At 66.7% G+C, this 17156-nt stretch carries 12 protein-coding genes; 5 read left to right on the forward strand and 7 right to left on the reverse strand.

The features are described from left to right. The first annotated feature begins 644 nt into the window (after window positions 1-644). The 3 genes from IEJ02_RS40550 to IEJ02_RS40560 all read left to right on the forward strand — a co-directional run bounded on the left by IEJ02_RS40550 (window position 645) and on the right by IEJ02_RS40560 (window position 2796). Complete coding sequence (locus tag IEJ02_RS40550) at window positions 645-1895, forward strand: S8 family serine peptidase (protein ID WP_191069363.1); 1251 nt, start codon at window positions 645-647, stop codon at window positions 1893-1895. A 132-nt stretch (window positions 1896-2027) separates the two neighbouring features. Then, the gene (locus tag IEJ02_RS40555) at window positions 2028-2402 is read left to right on the forward strand and encodes a WXG100 family type VII secretion target (protein WP_137979817.1); all 375 of its coding nucleotides are present in this window, start codon (window positions 2028-2030) and stop codon (window positions 2400-2402) included. Window positions 2403-2484: 82 nt separating this feature from the next. Then, on the forward strand, window positions 2485-2796 hold the full coding sequence (locus tag IEJ02_RS40560) for a WXG100 family type VII secretion target (protein ID WP_037960684.1): 312 nt from the start codon (window positions 2485-2487) through the stop codon (window positions 2794-2796). A 67-nt stretch (window positions 2797-2863) separates the two neighbouring features. Here IEJ02_RS40560 and IEJ02_RS40565 read toward each other — a convergent pair whose 3' ends face one another. The 4 genes from IEJ02_RS40565 to eccCa all read right to left on the reverse strand — a co-directional run bounded on the left by IEJ02_RS40565 (window position 2864) and on the right by eccCa (window position 10418). Beyond that, window positions 2864-3556 carry a hypothetical protein gene (locus IEJ02_RS40565; protein ID WP_191069364.1) on the reverse strand — a complete coding sequence of 231 codons (693 nt, stop codon included), beginning with the start codon at window positions 3554-3556 and terminating at the stop codon, window positions 2864-2866. Beyond that, window positions 3556-5865 carry a hypothetical protein gene (locus IEJ02_RS40570; RefSeq protein ID WP_191069365.1) on the reverse strand — a complete coding sequence of 770 codons (2310 nt, stop codon included), beginning with the start codon at window positions 5863-5865 and terminating at the stop codon, window positions 3556-3558. Before IEJ02_RS40570 ends, IEJ02_RS40565 begins: the two co-directional genes overlap by 1 nt. A gap of 49 nt (window positions 5866-5914) precedes the next feature. After that, on the reverse strand, window positions 5915-6364 hold the full coding sequence (locus IEJ02_RS40575; protein WP_191069366.1) for a type VII secretion target: 450 nt from the start codon (window positions 6362-6364) through the stop codon (window positions 5915-5917). A 103-nt stretch (window positions 6365-6467) separates the two neighbouring features. Then, the gene (eccCa, locus tag IEJ02_RS40580) at window positions 6468-10418 is read right to left on the reverse strand and encodes a type VII secretion protein EccCa (protein ID WP_191069367.1); all 3951 of its coding nucleotides are present in this window, start codon (window positions 10416-10418) and stop codon (window positions 6468-6470) included. A gap of 174 nt (window positions 10419-10592) precedes the next feature. Here eccCa and eccD point away from each other — a divergent pair, with 174 nt between their 5' ends. After that, window positions 10593-12050 (forward strand): type VII secretion integral membrane protein EccD, encoded by a 1458-nt coding sequence (eccD, locus tag IEJ02_RS40585; protein ID WP_191069368.1) that lies wholly within the window; start codon window positions 10593-10595, stop codon window positions 12048-12050. Window positions 12051-12161: 111 nt separating this feature from the next. On the opposite strand, the gene IEJ02_RS40590 is transcribed toward eccD, so the two are convergent. The 3 genes from IEJ02_RS40590 to IEJ02_RS40600 form a co-directional block, all read right to left on the reverse strand. Next, window positions 12162-12665, reverse strand: a complete 504-nt coding sequence (locus IEJ02_RS40590) for a hypothetical protein (RefSeq protein WP_191069369.1) — start codon at window positions 12663-12665, stop codon at window positions 12162-12164. Between the two features lie 155 nt (window positions 12666-12820). Further along, a complete protein-coding gene (locus IEJ02_RS40595; protein ID WP_317986044.1) occupies window positions 12821-14191 on the reverse strand; it encodes a hypothetical protein in 1371 nt (456 codons plus the stop codon). Window positions 14192-14203: 12 nt separating this feature from the next. Beyond that, window positions 14204-14623, reverse strand: coding sequence for a hypothetical protein (locus IEJ02_RS40600; RefSeq protein ID WP_191069370.1), 420 nt, complete (start codon window positions 14621-14623; stop codon window positions 14204-14206). Window positions 14624-15259: 636 nt separating this feature from the next. Here IEJ02_RS40600 and IEJ02_RS40605 point away from each other — a divergent pair. Then, window positions 15260-17146, forward strand: coding sequence for a protein kinase domain-containing protein (locus tag IEJ02_RS40605; RefSeq protein WP_223865260.1), 1887 nt, complete (start codon window positions 15260-15262; stop codon window positions 17144-17146). The last annotated feature ends 10 nt before the right edge of the window (window positions 17147-17156 follow it).

Here is a 17156-nt window from a genome sequence, read left to right on the forward strand (position 1 = left end):
GGGCAACAGGCTCGCCCACCGGGGCAAACCAACACTCCGCGGATTCCCCGCGGCAGGGTTATCGGAGAAGAACAAGGCCTCATGAGGCGTGGGCCGATGGGACCCGCCACGCACGGCTTCAAAGGCGCGCCTTCGCCTGCGAACGGCGGGCCGGGCCGACGGCTCGCATCGGAGCCGGGTGGGACCGTGGACAGTCCACGAGGACCGAACAACGCGAATGGGCAGCGTTTGCCGAAGGGCACGGTCGTCGGAGACGAACACGGCATCCCTCCCAGGCGTGGTCCCCTGGGCACGGGCGGTGTGCCCGCCGAAGGGGGTGCGCACGCGCCCGGGAGCAATGGTGGCCAGGGCCGGCGGCTCGCATCGGAGTCGGGAGGCCCCGTCAGCAGTACGCGTTCTGGACGCGGAGCGCAGGCCGAGTTCACCCCAGGGGGATCCGGGCTTGTGCGGGGTAACCAGGAGGAGCCTGAGCCGATGCCGCGGTCTGGCAGGGCAGCCCCGAACGGCTCGGAGCCCTCCGGCTCCAGGCCCGATTACCTTCAGGAAGACGAAGAGAGCTGGTTGGGTGGACGGCGTGACACGGTCCCGCCGGTCATTGATTAGATCGACAGATCCCTGTGCAACGCCGAGGAGAGCACTCACCTATGCCATTTCAGAAGTTCGGAGCGCGGCGGCGCTCCCTGTCGGCTTTGGCGACACTCGGAGCCGGGTTCATGGCGGTGGGTGGTATCGCGCCCGCGGCAGTTGCACAGGACATCAGCTCTCAGCAGTGGTACCTGAAGGACATGCAGGCCGATGACATGTGGAAGGTGAGTAAGGGCAAGGGGATCACCGTCGCCGTTGTCGACACGGGCGTCAAGGCATCGTTGCCCGAGCTACAGGGGCAAGTACTCGAAGGCGCGGATATGTCGCACAACCCGACGGGTGCACATAAAGACACGAATGGTCACGGAACAAACATCGCTGCTCTGATCGCTGGCACAGGAGCTGGCGGTGGCATTCAAGGGCTGGCCCCTGAGGCCAAGATCCTTCCTGTAAAGGATGTGCTGGACGCTAGGGTCGACTCTGCGGACGGGAACGTGGGCAGGGCCATTCGGTACGCGGCGGACCATGGGGCACAAGTCATCAATGTCTCGCAAGGATCAGACGCCGTCAGCAGCCAGCTCCCTCGGACGCTCTCAGCTGTCAAATATGCCATCAAGAAGGGCAGCCTGATTTTTGCTTCCGTAGGGAATGTCGGCGACAAGGCCAACGATGTAACCTATCCTGCTGGATTTCCAGGTGTCGTGGGTGTGGGCGCGATCGACCGCGAAGGCAAGGCAACGAAGTGGTCGAACTCAGGCGATCAGGTAGGGCTGGTCGCAATCGGGGATGAGATCCCTATACGTTGCGGGAACAATGTCTGCACGTCTCGCGGCACCAGCCAAGCCACCGCCATCACCTCCGCCTCCGCCGCCCTGATCTGGTCCAAGCACCCCAAGTGGACCAACAACCAGGTCCTCCGCGTCATGATGCAGACCGCCGCGAAGCCCAAGACCGGGGACATCCCGAGCAGTTACCTCGGGTATGGCTCGGTTCGGCCTCGCAAGGTGCTCCTCGATGGCGAAGGAGACCCGGGGCCGGCGAACACCAATCCGTTGCTCGCTCGTGAGGGAGCGACGAAACCAAAGCCTTCCGAGTCGGCGTCTAAGCCGGCGGGGGACGACGCCTCACAGCCCCCGGTATCGGATGAGCAAGCCGCTAAGAAACCCGCAGCGGAGGCCAAAGCGAGCGACGACGACGGCGGTAATACGGCGCTCTGGGTGGCCTTGGGTGCGGGTGCCGTCGTGGTCGTCGGGGCCGGGGTCGCCTTCACCGTCGTGCGGCGCCGTGGTGGAACGATGGCCAGGCCGTAACCAGCACCAACACCAGCACCAACTACAGCTATACGCTTCCTGCCATGTCGGGTAGGAAACTCCACAGAGTGGTGAGCTGACGAAAGAATCCCCAGCTCGGCTCACCAACACATCATGGGGGAAGGTGGAAAGATGTCGGGCTCGCAGCGGATTAGCGACGCACATTTCAAGAAGTTCGAGGGCGACCTCGGCCGCGTCAGCGAGGACCTCTCGCAGAACCTGCGCACGCTGATCAACGCCATCGACACGGTGGAGGCGGCGTGGACCGGTCAGGGCGGAAGCGCGTTCCGGAGGGCGCAGATGAGCCTCAACGAGGATCATGAGGCACTGCGTCAGCTGATCGTCAATATCCACGAGGCGGTGCAGCTCACGCACCGTTCCGGTGGTGCCAACGACACTGAGATCGCATCCCAGCTCCGCAGCATTGACGTCAATGGCAGCGCGGCGGGCGGGCACCTCGGCGGTGGTGCGGATGGTCTGGCCCACAGCAAGGTCGACCAGTTCTAGTCGGCTGAGGGCACCATCACGGCAGGCCCTTGCGGCCGAAACGATCGACAACCATCAAGACACCACGAGGGGTGGAGTATAAGTGTCCGGTGACGGGATGGACATCAAGGTCACATACAACTCGCTCGAGGACACCGCCGGTGACCTCGAGCGTGGCGCCAGGGTGGTGAGCCAGCAGATCGAGACCATCATCGCCGCGGTCAAGGCCGTCACCGATGGGTGGGAGGGCGAGGCTCACCAGATGATGCTCGCCGCCGAGAGGCAGTTCAAGACGCGCGCCAACCACATCGAGACCACGCTCAAAGAGGTGGCTACCAAGGTCAGGACCGGCAGCATGGACTACCAGGCGACCGACAAGAAGTCGGCCCAGCTGTTCCAGGACATCACCTTCTGAGGGTGCGGTCGCAAGAACATGGGGGTGGGCAACCGCTTCGGCGGTTGCCCACCCCCATGTTCACGTTCTATCGCAGTCCCCGTTTCGGCGGCGGCGCCACAACCTTCGGATCCGGATATTCGGGATCTTCCCGGCAGCCCAACGTCGACGTTATCTGTTTCGCCGAGGCAATGAGCAGCTTGGCGTGCGAGTGGTCGCTGACGGTGAAGTAGTCGCGCAGGGCGAATTCCAGGGAACGACGATCCCCTCCCGATCCCTTCTCGCCGCCGCTGCCGATATCACACGCAACGAGAAGCCTGCCGGCGTCCTCCGGACCGACGGTGGTCGTGTAGTGCACCGACCGGCCGGACGGGGGCGAGTGGGGAGTCCACGCCACGGTGATGGCGAGCAGTTCCTTGCCGTCAGCCTTGTCCGTCACGGTACAGAGGTCCTCGGGCGTGCTCCTCCTGGCCGACTCCTCCTGCAGTGCCTTCGCGACTTGGTCGGTGCTCTTGGTCTTGACCGGATAGACCTTGCTGGGTCCGTTCGGCTCCCGAGCCTCCTTCGCGATGGCCTCGTCGAACAGGCCCCCGCAGGCTTGGGCCACAGGAATGAGCCCGGCGCCGGCGGTCGGCTTCGCCGCGGTCGGCTTCGGAGACCCTGATTCGTCGTCGCCACCGCCACAGCCCGTGACGGCGATGGCAGACGTACAGGCGAGGGCCGCCAGCCGCCCAAGAGTCAGACGAAAATTGCGTAGCACGATCTCTCCTGTCGGCTCCATTAGCTGCCGCTCCCGGTCAGCTTGGCGTCACCCACGCCACGGATGTAGCCAGCCTTTACGCGCTCGCTGGCCTGGTTGTACCAAGCGCTGTCATCGAGTTCGGGATGGGCGGCGATATAGGCATCGAGTGGGTTGACCGAACGACGCTGGCTCGCTTCGACGAACTTCTTCTGCATGTTGTGAGCGTCCGCGTCGACCTTCGCGTCGAACTCCTTCTGCTGCTTCTCGATCTCCCGGTCGATGTTGATGCCGGTCTGGGTGTCGATGGCACCGGTGGCGGCGTCGACGAAGGGCGTGACGAAAGGCGTGGCCCGCGCCGCCTCGAACGGGACGGTGACGAGGCTGGTGACGGTACTGATCCCGGTACTGGTTCGGTACTTCTGCCACTCTCCCGCCTCCGACAGCTTCCTCGCCTTCTCCTCTTTGCTGTCGTTCGCGTCGCTCATGATGGCGTCCGAGCGGGCCTCGTCCAGGATGCCCTGCGTCTCCGCGCCGGTGCCCAGAGCCAGAGTGAGAGCGTCGTCCGCCTTCGGGTGGGCCTTGAGAACGTCGGTCGTGAAGTCGTGCTGGGCCGCGGAGAGAATCTGGTAGCCGCTGTCATCTCTGCCGACCGCCGACAGAAAGTTCTTGGCTGTCTCATTGGCGACGGAGATGTCGGACGGGCCAAGTGCACCGAAAGCCGCGTCGCGGGTCTTCGCCCCCGATTCGGCATCGCCGTGGTTGGCCGTGGCCCAGTCCAGATTGTCGATGTAGCCGGCGCCCACGCGGGCCAAGCTGTCACTGAGACCTTGCTTGTCCGCGAGGATGCCGGAGTTGTCGCCGACCACGCTGATGAGCTGTGTCGCGACATTGACACTGGCGGGGTTGCGGTGAAGGCCCAACTCGGGCTGGTCGTACGGATGCCCCAGCGCGGCTGCCTCGAAGGCGTGCCCCAGTTCGTCGTAGCCGTATCCCTTGCCGTCGTCGGCGTAGAAGTTCCCGTTCAGCCACTTGCGCTCTTTGAGTAGATACATGAGATCGTCGTTCGGCGGGACGCTCGCATCCTGTTCGAAGCGGTCGCGGTGGAAAATCGTCTGGGCCGCTTCGGGATTGTGCCCCAGCGACTCCATGTAGCCCGCCATGGGGTCGACCCCGTGGTCGTTGTCCTCGCCGAAGTTGACGTATGTCTCGTATCCGTCGGGCCAGTAGAGGTCCTTCAGATCGTCCTTGTGCTTGCGGTCGAACTCGAACAGGCCGCCGGTGCGGCCGTCCTTGCTGTGCGGATCGGGATAGCCCTTGCCGTAGTCGACGAGGAAGTCCTTGTCGTACTCGCCATACCGCAGCAGGCTGCTCATCACCTGGAAGCCATATGACCCCGGATCACTCGTCCCGGCCTCCCAGTCGGTGTCCATGACGCGCCGGGGCCCCAGCTTGATGATCTCCTTCTTCCACTGCTTCATCTCATCGCTGTTGGAGTGAGAGGCGGTGGCGAGGGTGTAGCCCAGCGATTTCTGGAGTTTCTCCAGGTTCTTGGTGCGCTCGTCGCCGAATTGCTGGCCAGCCGTGACGTGCTGCCAGAATTCCAGGGTCTCCTTCGCCCCGAGGTCGGTGGCGAACTTCTCGGAGAAGTAGGGGTCGCCCTCGTGCCGGGAGAGGAGCATGTTCGCCCGGGCGATCTCGGTGGGACTGAGGTTCTTCTTGGACCTCGCCAGCTTCTCGACCTCTTTGAGGTCCTTGCGTGCCTGCTCGCGTCCCGCCTTGGCGTCCTTGGTGCTGTTGTACCCGTCGGCGGAGAAACCCTCTTTCCGGCCGTTGCCGTCCTGCGTCAGCGCCCAGGCCAGAATCTCGTCGGTCGTGGTGGCGTTGGCGACGACGTCGCTGATGTAACAGTTATAGTTCGCCACCACCTCACTGAAGTTCTTCGCCTGCAGCCCCTGTTGTATCGGCGTGAGGTCATCGAGGTTCGTCGGTTTGTAGGAGACGTGCCCGGTGTCGTCGATGGCGAGGTGCTTCGCCTCCTCGATGTCCTTCTTGTACTCCTGGAGCTTCTTCTTGGCGCTCTTGAACGCCGTGTACGCGTCGTGCAGCAGGCCATACACGTCCTCGGCTTCACAGGCGGCCAATTCGATCTCTTTCGCCGCCTTCTGCATCCTCTTGAAGGCCGAGTCCGCCGCCTCGCCCTCCCAGTCCGAATTGGTCAGGGGGGTCTGCACCTCAGTGCGGAGATTCGTGCCGACCTGCCGGAACTTCCCCGGCAGAGTGCGCCATTTGTCGACCGCTTCGGAGAGTGGGGTGAGGTCGACGGTGATGAGGGAGTGATACGTAACCATGATGCTTCCGCCTTGAGCTGGGACCGTCGTTCCGGGGGAGGTGCAGGCGCTACCTGGCGACCTTGTCCTGACCGCCGTCCTGCTTCTTCTTCCCCCGGTCGATCTGCTCGCCGACGCCCTTGTCGGTCACCTCGAAGTGGGTGGCCGCGTCCCGCAGCGGACCTGCCAGGCCTTGTGACAGGAGGCCCTGGGCGTAGCGCATCTGGTCCCGCCACCGCTCCTGGAATGTGGCGAAAGCCGCCGCGGAGTCGAAGCCCTTGAGGCTCGCCTTCACCTGACCGGTCTCGGTCATGGTCTCATTGTCCGCTTTCGCGAAGCCGGTGCTCACGTGGTCGACTTTGCCCGCCTTGCTTCGCAGCACCGAGGCGGTGACCTTCAGCTTCTTCTGCGGAATTCCCCGGCCGCCATTGCCGTCGTCGAGCTGATTGAGCCGCATATGGGATTCCTGCTGCTTTGCTGCTTCGGCCCTGATCTCAGCCCATTCATCCTCGAACGACATGATTCCCCCTGTGGCTCAGGTCGCAAAGCGAGCCTGCTAGCTTGACGTAAGACGTCAAGCTAGCAGGGGGTTGCACAGACCGCAGCCCCCTGCCCATGTGGCTCTACTGCTCCGGCAGCCACCCCACCTGGGTCAGCGGCACCCCGCGCTTGCGGGAGACGAAGAAGCCACGGCCGGGCGGCATGGGCCGGGGGCGGACTCCGCCGAAGACGTCGCCTTCGCCGGGGTCGCCGGAGAGCACCATGCCCTGGGCGCCGAGTTCCTTCACGCGCTGCATGAAGGTTTCGAACATCGAACGGGATGCCCCCGCGGAATTGCGGGCGATGATGAAACGCATGCCGACGTCGCGAGCGAAGGGCAGGTTCTCGGTGAGGACTGCCAGCGGGTTGCCGCTGCTGGTGGAAACCAGTTCGTAGTCGTCGATGATGACGAAGAACTGGGGGCCGGTCCACCAGCTGCGGTCGCGGAGCTGCTGCGGGGTGATGTCCGGCTTGGGGGCGCGCCGTTCCATCAGCCCGTTCAGCGCATTGGCGTGGAGTTCCAGGGCGGACGCGATCGGGGCGTACTCGAGGAGATGGCTGTCCGGAATGACACCGAGCAGGGAGCGACGGTAGTCGCCGACCACGATCTTCGCTTCGTCCGGACCGTACCGCTCGATGATCTGCTTGACGATCAGGCGGATGAGCGATGTCTTGCCCGATTCACTTTCACCGAAGATGACGAAGAACGGGTCGGTCTCGAAATCGACGAATACCGGTTCCAGGTTGGTCTCGTCGATGCCGATCGCAATGCCGTGCTGCGGGTATTCGAAGCCCTTGGGGAGCTCGTCCGCGCGGAGCTTGCGCGGAAGCAGCCGCACGCGCGGTGCGGGCGGGCCGGACCAGGCCGCGCTGACCGCGCGGACCAGTTCGGCCGTCGCGTCCGTCATGGTGTCGGGGTCGTGGCCCTTGTCGATACGCGGCTGAGCGCCCATGAAGTGGAGCTTTTCCGGGAGTTGACCGCGGCCGGGGACCCCGACCGGGACGTTCGCGGCGACCTTGCGGTCGAACTCCGAGTCCATCGTGTCACCGAGACGCAGTTCCAGCCGGTTGAGCAGCTGGTCCTTGAGCGACGCACGGACCTCCATGTTGCGGGAGGCGGTGATGACGACGTGGACGCCGTAGCCGAGCCCTCGGCCGGCGATATCGGTGACGACCCCTTCCAGCATGTCGTACTCGGCCTTGAAGTTGCCCCAGCCGTCGATGATGAGAAAGACATCGCCCCAGCCTTGGTCGGCGTGTTGCCCGGCGGCTCGCTGGCGTCGGTAGGTGCCGATGGAGTCGATGTTCTTGGCGCGGAAGTACTCCTCGCGCCGGGCCAGGACCCCGGAGACCTCGGCGATGGTCCGCCGCACCTTCTCGGGGTCCAGACGGGAGGCCACCCCGCCCACATGCGGAAGGTCCGCGATGGCGCTCATACCGCCGCCACCGAAGTCGAGCCCGTAGAACTGCACCTCGGCGGGGGTGTGGGTGAGGGCGAAGCCCGTGACCAGCGTGCGCATCAAGGTGGACTTGCCGGACTGCGGGCCGCCCACGACCAGCATGTGCCCCGCGGCGCCGGAGAAGTCGCGGTAGAGGATGTCGCGCCGCTGCTCGAACGGCTTGTCGATGAGGCCCAGGGGAACGACGAGACCGCCCGGCCTGGCGTAGTCCGCCGACTGCAGGCCCCGCTCCCGCGTGGGCGCGAGCGGCGGCAGCAGCTCGTCCATCGAAGGTGCCTCGTCCAGGGGAGGCAGCCAGACCTGGTGGGCGGGCTGGCCCTGGCCCTCCAGACGGCTCACGATGACGTCCAGGACCGTCTCCGCCAGCGCGTCGTCCTCGGGCTGAGCCGGGGCGGTCAGCCTCTCCGGGTCCGGGGCGGCGTACGTCACCGGGACCGGGGCGGCCGTGAACAGCACCGGCCGGCGCTCGACGGGCAGGGACGCGCTGTCGAATTGCGCGGGGCCCGTGCGGTACGTGCCGGAGACGTACGCCGCCTTGAAGCGGGTCATCTCGTCCGTACCGAACTTCAGATAGCCGGAGCCGGGCACCGGGGGGAGGTGGTAGGCGTCCGGCACGCCCAGGGCCGTACGGGACTCGGCGGCGGAGAAGGTGCGCAGACCGATGCGGTAGGAGAGGTACGTCTCCAGGCCGCGCAGGCGGCCCTCCTCCAGCCGCTGCGAGGCGAGCAGCAGATGCACCCCCAGCGATCGGCCGATACGGCCGATCTGGATGAACATCTCGATGAAGTCCGGCTTCGCCGTCAACAGCTCGCTGAACTCGTCGATCACCAGAACGAGTGACGCCAGGGGCTCCAGCGGGGCCCCGGCCGCCCGCGCCTTCTCGTAGTCGTGGATGTTCGCGTAGTTGCCCGCCGAACGCAGCAGCTCCTGACGGCGCTGCAGCTCACCGGTGATCGAGTCGCGCATGCGGTCGACCAGCGTGAGGTCGTCGGCGAGGTTGGTGATGACCGCCGCCACATGAGGCAGCTCCGACATGCCCGCGAAGGTGGCGCCGCCCTTGAAGTCCGCGAGGACGAAGTTGAGGGTCTCGGACGAATGCGTGACCGCCAGCCCCAGCACCAGGGTCCGCAGCAGCTCCGACTTGCCCGAGCCCGTCGCGCCGACGCACAGACCGTGCGGACCCATACCGTCCTGGGCCGCCTCCTTGAGGTCCAGCATGACCGGGGAGCCGTCCTCCGAGACGCCGATCGGCACCCGCAGCCGCTCGGCCAGCGAGCGGGGCCGCCAGGTGCGGGAGACATCCACCGAACCGGCGTCGCCCAGCCCCAGCAGCTCGGTGAAGTCGAGGTTGGCGAGCAGCGGCTCATCGTCGTCGTCCCCGCCCATGCGCAGCGGCGCGAGCTGACGCGCGAGCGCCTCCGCCGCTTCGATGGACAGCGTGTCGGGGGTGCCGTCGTAACCGGCGACCTGCGACTCCAGCTGCAGCTTGCCCGGCCGTACGACGATCGACAGACCGCCGCGCGGCTCGTCGAGTTCGCCCGACACGATCTCGATGACGGTGACGCCCTGCAGACCCTCGGGCGCCGCGAACGCCGAGTCCGGTGGCACCATCGCTCCGTCGAGGACGAGCACCAGATGCGGCTGGTCGAGGAGCGGCTGCCCCTCCCTGCTGAAGCGGGTACGGCCTTCCAGCCGGCCCCTCAGCAGCTCCTCCACCTCGGCGAGGGAGTCGCCGAACAGCCGCCGCGTGCCGGCGCCGTCGAAGGACCCCGGCACCTGGGCGTGGGGGAGCCACTTCGTCCACTCCCACTGCTCCGCCGCGCCGCGCGAGGCGACCGTCGCGATGACGAGGTCCTCCGGCGAATGCAGGGTGGCCAGTTGGGCGATCAGCGCCCTGGCGATCCCGTGCACCTGCTCCGGAACTCCGGAGACGGTCATGTGGTAGAACGCGCGCAGCGACACCGCCATGGGCAGGTTGTCCAGCGACCCCTGGGTCGCGAGGAAGCGCTGCATCGCGCCTGCCGTCAGCGGCTCCAGTTCGTCCACGGTGGCGGTCTCGGGGGCGATGAGGGGCGTGGAGAGCTGCTGCGTTCCGAGCCCGAGCCGCACCTGTACGAAGTCGTCGTCGGTCAGCCGCCGTTCCCACACCCGGCTGCCTTCGGCGACGATCGCCCACAGCTGCTCCGGGGCGGGGTGCAGATAGAACTGGGCGTCGCGCTGCCGCCGGGCCGTGCGCCGTACGGTCCGGCGCGTCTGCGCGAGGTACTTGAGGTAGTCGCGGCGCATGTCCGCCCGCTGGCCCTGAGAGCCCTGCCGATGCCGCGTGATCATGGCGATGGTCATGGCGAGCGTGGAGAGCATCATCATCACGCCCATGATCTTCATCATCGGGGCGGCGCCCGGCATGAAGAAGTAGACCATCGACGAGCCCATGCCAAGCGTCGGCAGCAGCTGCATCAGCATGCCTTCTTGCTGCCCGCGCGGCAGTTCCGGGGGTGGCTCGAGGCGGAGTTCCTCCGTCGGCACCTCTGGCGGTAGAGCCCGTGGCTGGCGCTTGACGACGACCTGGCTCACCGGATCCCTCATCCCTCCGTACGGAGGGACAGTTCTCGTCCGGCACCCCCGTGGCGACGGCCTCCCTCCGCGAGTCAGCGATCCTATCGACGTATCAGCTCCTGAGCCCCGGTAGGGTGGCCGCCGCGCGCATGACACCGGCGATGTCGCAGACCGAACCAGGGGGCCTTACACGTGAGTACGTCCGCAACAACCGGTTTCTGCAGGGTGACCGTCGTCGCGCCCGACAGCCGGATCGATGTCGCCCTCCCGGAGGACATCCCTGTCGCCGACGTTTACCCGGAAATCCTGCGGCTGACGGGGCAGACGCAGCCGGCCGGCGCTCCCACCGGCTACCACCTGGTGCGACGCGACGGCACCGTCCTCGACAGCGGCCGCTCCCTGCTGGCCCAGCAGGTCCTGGACGGGGAACTGCTGGCCCTGCGGCCCTTCGCCGAGTCGCTGCCCCCCGCCGTCTATGACGATGTGTCCGACGCGATCGCCTCCGCGGTCACGCGCGACCGCACGCTCTGGAACGATCGGTTCCTGCGTGCCGCGGGGCTGCTCGGCGGGGCGCTGCTGCTCATCCTCATGGGCTTCGTGCTCTGGTTCGCCGATCCGGTCAAGCACGATATGCACGGCCTGCCGGGTGTCATCGCCGCCGCCGTCGGCGTGTTGCTGACCGCCCTCGCCGGGGTGCGGGCGCGGGTGTACGAGGACCGCGCCTCCGCCATCGCCCTCGGCCTGTCCGCCCTTCCCCACCTCATGATCGCCGGATCGGGGATCCTGGCCCTGGACGCGGGGGAGGGCGTCGGACGGCTCCAGTTCCTGCTCGGCTGCGTCACCGTGCTCGTCGGCTCGGCCGTCCTGGTCGTCGTCATGCCCAGCGGGGACGCTCCCTTCGTCGCCGCCGTGTTCGCGGCGAGCGTCGGGACCCTCGCCACCTTCTGCGAGATCGTCACCGATGTCGGGGCCACCGAGACGGCCGCGGTGTGCGCCGTCGTCGCGATCGGAGTGATCGCCTTCCTTCCGGGTCTGTCGGCTCGAGTCGCCCGGCTGCCCATCGGATACGCCGCGCCCCGTTCCTCGGCCGATGAGCTCGACGCCGGTCCGGACGCCGAGCCCCTCGACATCCACCGCATCGCCGCCCAGACCCGTCGCGGCCACGAGATGCTGCTGGGCATGGTCGGGGGCTGCTCGGCCGTCGTCGTCGGCGCCGCCGCGGTCCTGGGCTTCTCCGACGGCGCGTGGGCGCAGCTCCTCGCGCTCGCGGCCGGTCTTGCGATGCTGCTGCGCGCGCGCCTCTTCCGCTACACCGCCCAGGTCGCCGCCGTCCTCGGCGCGGGTCTGCTCGCCCTCGCCCTGCTCGTCCTGGGGCTGTCGCTGAACCCGCCGGCCGACGCGGTCCTCAAGCTCCTGACCGAGAACGACCGCGGACCGCTGGACATCCGTACGATCTGGCTCGCCGCGGCCGTGATCGCGGGCGCGGGCCTGATCATCGCCGTCGCGCTGATCATTCCGAAGAACGGCCTGTCGCCCTTCTGGGGACGGCTGTCCGACCTGGCCGAGAGCGCCTTCCTGCTCGCCCTGGTGCCCCTGTGCCTCGCCGTGCTGGACGTCTACAGCTCGGCACGGAGCCTGACCAGTGGCTGAGGGCATGCCAGGGGGCCACCTCCGGTCCGAACGAGTGGGCCCTCAGCTGGGGGGGTATCCCCCGCAGAGAGGGACCACCCCCAGCCGTGCGCGGGGATACCGGCAGCGTCCTCAGCGTTTCGTCCAGTGGGCTGACGGGCTCGGCACTTCCTCCGGTAGTCGCGCCTCCTCCGAGCAGCCCAGCGTCTTCGCGAGATTCCGCGACACGGAATTCAAGATTGCTATTTTTGCGATGTCCGTGTCGTTCTTGGGGAGTGACGACTTCGAGGTGAACAGGTTTCCGTAGACAAGGTCCGGGAGGTCCTTGCTCTTGGCGGGGCAGGAGAAGTAGATGTCCGCCCCGCTGCCCGATGCACGGGTATGCCGCCCGATGGCGAAGGTGTCCGCGCCGGTGAGCTTGCGCAGATCCTGCGCTGCTTGCCCGGAGATCGACGCGTCGCACACTTTCGTGGCCGACAGCCCCTTCGGTTTTTCCTTGTTCGCCTTTCCCTGGTCGCTGTCCGAGTTTGAGCACGCACTGGTGAGTACGAGGAGGGAGACCGAAGCGATGAGAAGCGTCCCGTGTGCCAGTGGCTTGAGCCGAGGTGCTTGTGAGGACTTCAGAGAAGCGTGCACTGGTGGTCAGTCCTTCTTGTAGGGAGGTCGCCCGCGGTATTTGTCCTCGTTCGGTCCGGTCCCGTAGTACATGTTCTTGAGGTCGCGGTCCAAGTCGTACTTATCGGCTTCAACCGCGAATCGAGAGCCTTTGAGGTACCCGTCGTATGCCTTGCCTATGTCGTCGGCGCCTGCCGCGAAAAACTTCCTTCTCGCGTCCTGGGTCTGTTCTGGGGGTCGCTGTTCGCACCGTCCACCGCTTCGTCGACCTTTTGGCCGAGGAACGTGTTCAGCATCTCACCAGCAGCCTCGGTGGCCACGGGGGCGAGGGCGATGGCCGCACCGGTGGAGCCGGGGACGGGGACCATCGCGACGCCCGCGGCGACACCGGTCCCGATGAGGTACTTCCCCCACTCTCCGGACTTGGCGATGGACTTGTTGGCCTCCTCCGAATTCGCACCGTACGTGGTCTCGGCCTGTTGCACACGTGAGTGGTCCAGGATCCCTCGGACTTCGGCATCCGTCAGCAGGGCGTCCTTACCGCGCTGGTAGTGCGCATCGCTGTTGGCGGGACTGTCGTCGAGGACGCTGAGAGAGTAGACGTGCTCGGCAGCGGTGACGATGCCGTGGGACTTCTCGTCCTGACCCAGGACGCTGAGGAAGTCGATGGCCCCCTGATTGCCGAACTCGGCCCGGCCTTGATACTTCGCGGGGAACTCACTCGGGTCGTGGCCGGCGTTGTCGCTGATGCCGGAGACGGAGTTGTTGATGTCGTCGATGTAGGCGGCGCCCATCCTGCCGAGACTGTCGGAGATGCCCTCCTGCTCGTGGATGAGCTTGGGCCCGTCCTTACCGCCGTAAATGTAGGCGACCTGTTCCATGACGTCGGCGGTCTCGGCCGTCCTCCGATCAGCGGAACCGGGCACCATCGGGTGTTTTCCGTTGAGTTCCGGCGCGTCGTACGCGTAGCCGGTGGTGGCTGATTCGAGCGCGTGACCGAGCTTGTCGTAGCCCACGATCTTGTCAGGATCGCCCATGGGAGCGTCGGAGCGCCAGACCCGCTCCTTGGTGAGGTACCTCAGGTTCTTGACGATCCGCTTGATGTCGCCGGACAGGTCCTCCATGTCGGCCTGGCTGTGTTCGGGCAGATCAATCCCTTTTCCGGCTCGATCGGGATGGATGTTCATTTGGATCGTCCAGCCGTTCCCGCTGGGCACCACCGTGAGGTTCTTCTCCTTTTGAGCGGTGCTGATCGTCCTCTTGAGTTCGTCCCGGTAGCTGATGAGTTCGTTTCGGGTGTCCTGAAGGATGTTGCGTATGGTGACCGCCTGATTGTATGCGTCGCCGAACTCTTTGGCGGTTTTGGTGACGAACTCGCGTGTCACGGTGGCATTCTCGCCCGCCCAGTCGGCCTTCTTCGCGCGTCCTTGCAGTACCTCTTCGGCATCCCACTTGAGCGACTCGAGCTTGTCGATCATTTCGGTCCAGTCGGTGACCGCTTTGCCGAGGGACGAAAAATTTCCGTGGAGAAGGGCTTCAAACTTCACGGCTCTGTGCTCCTAGCGGAAGTTTTCGTCGAGGGTTTCGTAGCTGAACGAGGCGGCGATGTAGTGTTCGTCGCCTGCATGTGCCTTCTTCGTGTAATCCAGGTGATTGGAGATGTGAGCACAGGCGGCAAGTACGTTGACCTGAGTACGCCAGGTTTCGACGACGTCGCTCAGCGCTCCGCCGATGTCGAAGTCGTCCTTGAGGTCTTTTGCCGCTGTGGCGCTGGTAGTTTGGGCGTGATCGCCGTCCTTGTCGAGCCGCTGGTAGAGCTTGAATGCCGCGTCACCGATCGCGGCCAAGTCCTTCGCCTTGACGCTCAGGTCTCCCTTCTGGGCCGCAGGACTCGGGGCGGTACCACCTGGACCGTCGACCTGATTGAGGCGCATGTGTGTTTCCTGTCGCTGTGCGGCCTCGGACTTGATCTGGGTCATTCATCATCGAATGACACATTTCCCCCGTGGCTGAACACCACCAGCGAGTCCGGTGATTGATGTAAAGCGTTAAGCCAGCAAGGGGTCGTGTCTGTTTACAGCCCCTCCGTGCGCCGTGCTCGTGGCCTGAACTGCAAGGTATGCATAACCATTTGGGGGTGGGCCTTTCCGGGCCCTGAGGTTCGCGCGAGTACAACCGCCTGCAGGCCTCGCTGCGGTGGCGGTCGGCATTCGCCGGGAAGGGCCAACAAGCCGCCGTTCCGGGCCAGGTCGTGGGCGTCGCCCCAGGAATCGTCGTCGTCCTGAACGGCACCATCCTCTACGCCCTGCCAGTGGACTGATACGGATACCGATGGTCTCTCCCCTCACCCACGACGATCCGCGAACCCTCGGTTCGTACACCCTTCTCGCCCGGCTCGGCGGCGGCGGAATGGGCACGGTCTATCTGGGCCGCTCGCCCAAGGGGCGGATGGTCGCCCTCAAAACCGTGCACACGCACTATGCCGAGCAGGCCGAATTCCGCACCCGGTTCCAGCTGGAGACCGACGCGGCACGCGTCATCGGCGGACAGTACGGCGCACAGGTCATCGACGCCGACCCGCTGGCCCAACGCCCTGGCTGGCCCCAACGCCCTGGTTGGCCACCGAATACGTCCTCGGCCCGCCGCTCGACGACGCGGTCGCCCTCGCCGGGCCGCTGCCCGAGCAGGCGGTACGGGCGCTGGGAGCCGGCCTGTGCGACGCGCTCGCGCAGCTGCACCGGTCCGATGTCGTCCACCGCGACCTCAAGCCCTCCAACATCCTGCTGACCGCGCTCGGCCCCAAGGTCATCGACTTCGGCATCGCCCGCGCGGTGGGCGACGACCGGCTCACCCGTACGGGCGCGGCGGCCGGAACGCCCGCCTATATGTCGCCCGAACAGGTCTCCGGTGGTGAACACACCGCCGCGGGCGATGTGTTCGCCCTCGCCGGAGTGCTCGTCTTCGCGGCCACCGGCCGCCCGCCCTTCGGCGGCGGACAGCCCGCCGATCTGCTCTACCGGGTGCGGTACACCGACCCCGACCTGTCCGGGCTGCCGGGGGAGTTGCGCACCGTACTGGGGCCGTGCTTCGCCAAGGACCCCCGGCAGCGGCCCGGCACCGTGGAGCTGGGAGAGCGGCTTCGCGCGGGCGCCGACCACGCGGGTGACCTCCGGCGGTTCGCGGACCAGCTGCCGGACCTGGTCCTCGCCGAGATCGCCCGGCGCTGCACGGCCGTATGGGAGGCCGAGCCCAGCAGGCTCCCGGCTCCCCGGGAGGCGGATCCCCGCACCGAAACCGCCGGGCCGCGGCGGGTGGGAGCCGCGCTCTCCCGGCGGAGGCTGATCGCGGCGGTGGGCGGCGGCGCGCTCGTCGCCGGTGGGGCGGCCGGGGGGTGGGCCTGGCTCGGGCCGGAGGAATCCAACGGCGGTACGGCCGCGACGCCCCGCTCCACCTCGCGCCCCGCCGGTGCGGGTCCGCGCCTGGTGTGGAAGGTGTCCGTGCCCGAGGCGATCACGGACCTCAAGGCCCTGATCGTCGGGGACCATGTCGTCATCGTCCACGACAACGGGCTGCTGTGCGTGGACGCGAAGACCGGCGAGAAGCGCGGGGAGAGCGACCGGACCCTTCCCGTCGTCGTCGACGGGGACCGGCTCCTCGCCTGTGAGGCGGATGACGAGAGCGGTGCCACCGCGATCGCTCCCGTCGACCTGGAGACGGGCAATCTCAAGACCCCGATCGCTCGCACCGGCTCCTTGGGCCTCGAACCGAAACTCCTCGCCGTGATGGACCGCACCTTGTTCGCCGAGGGATTCGCGAAGGGCGGTGCGAAGCGTCTGGCCATCAACCTGCGTACGGGGAAGCGGCTGTGGGCCCGTGCCATCGCCCCGACCACCAGCGACCCCATCGCCGCGGTATCCGCCGGTGCCACACTCCTGCGCTTCTCGGGGGAGGTGGCCACCGCCATCGACCCTCACGGCGGGGCCCAGCGCTGGTCGAAGCGGATCCCGCTCGGATCGGATGCGGTGATCTCCCTGGACAGATTCTTCGCCGCCACCGACGATCACGTGTTCACCGGTGGCCGGGAGCTCCTGGCGCTGCGCACCACCGACGGCGCGACCGCATGGCGGTTCGGCGCGGAGCGCACTTCCGGGAAGAGCTACGACCCGCGGATGGAGCACTACGGCCCGCCGGTCGTCGAGGACGGTGTGGTCTACAGCGTCGAGCGGAGGAACGGCCTCGTCGCGCTGGACGCGAAGAGTGGACGGCTGCTGTGGCAGGAGAAGGGGGCAGCCGACCAGGCAGCCTCCTCCGAAGCCTATGAATCCACTCCGGTGGTCGGCGAGAGGTACTTCTACGCCGCACCGGAGAAGGACCGCTGGGCCAGGGCCGTCGACGCACCGCCGCGCGGGCCTGGTCGTCATCACCAATGGCAAGACCGTCTGCGCCATCCCGCTGGAATGACCCGGCAGCTGGCCCGCCCGGCCGCCCCGCCGCCTCGTTGATCCGATCAAC

Origin of the sequence: Streptomyces sp. 5-10 (genome assembly GCF_014712245.1) — a bacterium.
GTDB lineage: Bacteria > Actinomycetota > Actinomycetes > Streptomycetales > Streptomycetaceae > Streptomyces > Streptomyces violaceusniger.

What these genes read in the sequence shown, in the direction of transcription:
- IEJ02_RS40570 (WP_191069365.1), bottom strand. Translation starts at nt 5,865, where the DNA reads ATGGTTACGTATCACTCCCTCATCACCGTCGACCTCACCCCACTCTCC.
- IEJ02_RS40565 (WP_191069364.1), bottom strand. Translation starts at nt 3,556, where the DNA reads ATGGAGCCGACAGGAGAGATCGTGCTACGCAATTTTCGTCTGACTCTT.
- IEJ02_RS40550 (WP_191069363.1), top strand. Translation starts at nt 645, where the DNA reads ATGCCATTTCAGAAGTTCGGAGCGCGGCGGCGCTCCCTGTCGGCTTTG.
- IEJ02_RS40555 (WP_137979817.1), top strand. Translation starts at nt 2,028, where the DNA reads ATGTCGGGCTCGCAGCGGATTAGCGACGCACATTTCAAGAAGTTCGAG.
- IEJ02_RS40575 (WP_191069366.1), bottom strand. Translation starts at nt 6,364, where the DNA reads ATGTCGTTCGAGGATGAATGGGCTGAGATCAGGGCCGAAGCAGCAAAG.
- IEJ02_RS40600 (WP_191069370.1), bottom strand. Translation starts at nt 14,623, where the DNA reads ATGACCCAGATCAAGTCCGAGGCCGCACAGCGACAGGAAACACACATG.